A 2,758-nucleotide genomic window follows, 5' to 3' on the forward strand; every position below is an offset into this window, starting at 1 on the left:
GAGGGAGCTCTCCCGCGATCCGCGGTTTCTCCTCGCGGTGTCTCCCACGCGCGGCCTCGATCTCGCGGCGTCTCGATCGACGCTCGCCGCTCTCGCCGCCGTCGCGGACCGCGGCGGCGCCGTCCTCCTCGTCACGGCGGACCTCGACGACGCGAGGACGGTCGGCGACGCGATTCACGTGCTCTACCGGGGCCGGCTGTCGGCGGCGCTTCCTCCGGACACCCCGCTCGACCGGATCGGCCGCGCGATGATCGGTATGGCAGGCTGCTGAAAGATGAGTCCGGGCGGCGTGTCGCGAGTCTTGCAAGTCGTTCGCACGATCGAGCGGCGCTCAAGGCGAAACGACCTGGCGCCGGATCCGGATAACGCGCAAACGGCAAGACCACGCGCCACCGACAGGTTGCGGCGGCGCCGGCTCGCCTGCTGCGTTGCCGCGGCTAGACGATGCTTCCGGCATCGCCTTCGCCGCGGCGTCTTGCATTCGAGCCCGCGGCGCTCGCAACCCCGCCCCGGACCCTCTTTCAGCAACCTGCCGGCAACCCGATGATCGCGGAGGCCCTCGTCAAGGGCTCGCCGCTCCTCTTTTGCGCGATCTCGTTCCTGGTCGCGTGGAAAGCGGGGATCGTCAACGTCGGCGCGGAAGGACAGTTTCTCGCGGGGGCGCTCGCCGCGGCCGCGGTCGCGACCCGGCGGACCGGCTCCGGTCCGGCGCTCGACGCGGCGGCCATCGCGGCGGGGATCGTGGCCGGAGCGGTGTGGGCGGGAATCGCGGCGTGGCTCGTCCGGCGCCGCGGGGTCCTCGACGTCCTCGCGACGATCCTCCTCAATTTCGTCGCCGCCGGTCTCGTCTCGGTGGCGGTGCACGGGTTCCTCCAGGAACGCGCGCGGACCTTCCCGCAGAGCGACGCGGTGCCGGAGGCGGCGCGGCTCCCGGTCCTGCTTCCCGGCACGCGCCTGCACGCCGGGATCGCGATCGCCGTCCTCCTCGCCGCCGCGCTCGCCTTCTTCCTCCGACGCACGAAGAACGGCTTCCGGCTGCTCGCCGCGGGCGCCGGTCCCCGCGCGGCCGAGTTCGCGGGAATCGACGTGCCGGCGGTCCGGACGTTCGCGTTCCTCGCGGCCGGCGCCGCCGCGGGGCTCGGGGGCGCCGTCGAGCTCCTCGGAGTGACGGGCCGGCTCTTCGACTCGTTCTCCCCGGGCTACGGCTACCTCGGCCTCGCGGTCGCCGTCGTCGGGCAGCTTTCGCCGCTCGGCGCCGCCGCGGCCGCGGCCGTGTTCGGGTTCGTCAACGTTTTCTGCTCCCTCCTCCAGCGCCGGGCCGGGATCTCCGCGGCGAGCGCGCTCGTCATCGAAGGCGGCCTCGTCCTCGCCGCCCTCGCGATCCCGGGAATTCGCCGCCGGGCGAGGCGGACGGAGGCGTCCGCGTGAGCGCCGCGCTCGTCGCGGCCGTCCTCGTGTCGGGGATCACCGCCGCGACTCCGCTGCTGCTGGCGGCCGTGGGTGAGACGGTCCGGGAAAAGGCGGGGATCCTCGACATCGGGATCGAAGGAGAGATGCTCGCCGGCGCGTTCGCCGCGTGGGCCGCGGGGCAGTCTTCCGGATCGCCGCTCGCGGGAGCCGGAGCGGCCGCGGCCGCGGGAGCCGCCGTCGCCGCGCTCTTCGGCGCGTTCGTCGTTTTCCGCCGGGCGGACCCGATCGTCGCGGGGACCGCCGTCAACCTCGTCGTGCTCGGGGCGACGGGTGTGCTGCTGCGCGCGCGCTCCGCCGGGACCGCGCCGCTCCTTCCCCGCGTCGCGGGACCCCTGACCGTTCTCGATCTGGCGGCCCTGGCGTCGGTGGCGGCCGCGTTCCTCTTCCTCTTCCGGACGACGTGGGGCCTGCGCCTGCGGGCGACCGGCGAGTCGCTCGCCGACGCCGCCGCGCTCAAGATCCCGACGAGGACGTACCGATTCTCCGCGACGATCGCCGGCGGAGCGCTCGCGGGCCTGGCCGGCGCCGCGCTCACCCTCGAGCTCTCGGACACGTTCCTCGAGGGAATGACCGCCGGCCGCGGATTCGTGGCGCTCGCGCTCGTCGCGTTCGGCCGGTGGAAGCCGGTGCCGGTCGCCGCCGCGTGCCTCGGGTTCGGACTCCTGCAGGCGATGCAGTATCAGCTCCAGGCGCGCGGGACGCTCGGCATCCCCCCTCAGGCGCTCCTGATGCTCCCGTATGTCCTCTCGCTCGCCGCGCTCGCGGTCAGGGCGGGTAAGAGCCGGGCGCCGGCCGATCTCGGCAAGAGCTGACGCGGCGATACATCGAGCCGGCCGGGCGCGTGCCGCCCGCGTGGCCCTCCGACGTACGCTTTCGGTACGCCTGCGGGTCCCGCGGGGCGCCCCGCATCCCGGCGCGCTCGCGTCTCACCGCGTCTCGAGCGCGCCTCATAACGACATCTCGAGAGTTGCGGTCCAGCGCATGAAACGGCCGAGTTAAGCGACGCGGGACGCGATCGCTTCAACTCGGCCGCGCCGTCCTCGATGCATCCGCCTTCGCTGAAGCTTCGGCGCGACAAGTCGCCGCGCCTGCCTATTCCTGCCAGGGGCCGCAACGCAACTCAATTCAGATCGAGCATCAGAAACGTGCCGCGGCGCGCAGCGCCGCTTCATCCCCCCCCAAAGCGAGCGTCCGTCGCGGAATCGCGAATAGACGCCGCGAGCGGCGAGGCGCGAGCCCGCCGGGATGCGGGTGGCCGGCCGGCGCCTAAGGCGTACCGACGAGCGTA

General features: G+C 73.5%; 3 protein-coding genes. All 3 read left to right on the forward strand.

Annotated features, from left to right (window positions below; genetic code table 11):
- Nucleotides 1–271 (forward strand): heme ABC transporter ATP-binding protein (locus VKH46_07275; GenBank protein HKB70630.1); only part of this gene is annotated, 271 nt, incomplete at its 5' end.
- A 272-nt stretch (nt 272–543) separates the two neighbouring features.
- On the forward strand, nt 544–1,428 hold the full coding sequence (locus tag VKH46_07280) for an ABC transporter permease (protein HKB70631.1): 885 nt from the start codon (nt 544–546) through the stop codon (nt 1,426–1,428).
- A complete protein-coding gene (locus VKH46_07285) occupies nt 1,425–2,282 on the forward strand; it encodes an ABC transporter permease (protein ID HKB70632.1) in 858 nt (285 codons plus the stop codon). Before VKH46_07280 ends, VKH46_07285 begins: the two co-directional genes overlap by 4 nt.
- The last annotated feature ends 476 nt before the right edge of the window (nt 2,283–2,758 follow it).

It is taken from the genome of Thermoanaerobaculia bacterium (genome assembly GCA_035260525.1).
Taxonomy (GTDB): domain Bacteria; phylum Acidobacteriota; class Thermoanaerobaculia; order UBA5066; family DATFVB01; genus DATFVB01.

Bases quoted from the DNA above. Each gene is read 5' to 3' on its own strand.
- VKH46_07280 (HKB70631.1), top strand. From the start codon at position 544: ATGATCGCGGAGGCCCTCGTCAAGGGCTCGCCGCTCCTCTTTTGCGCG.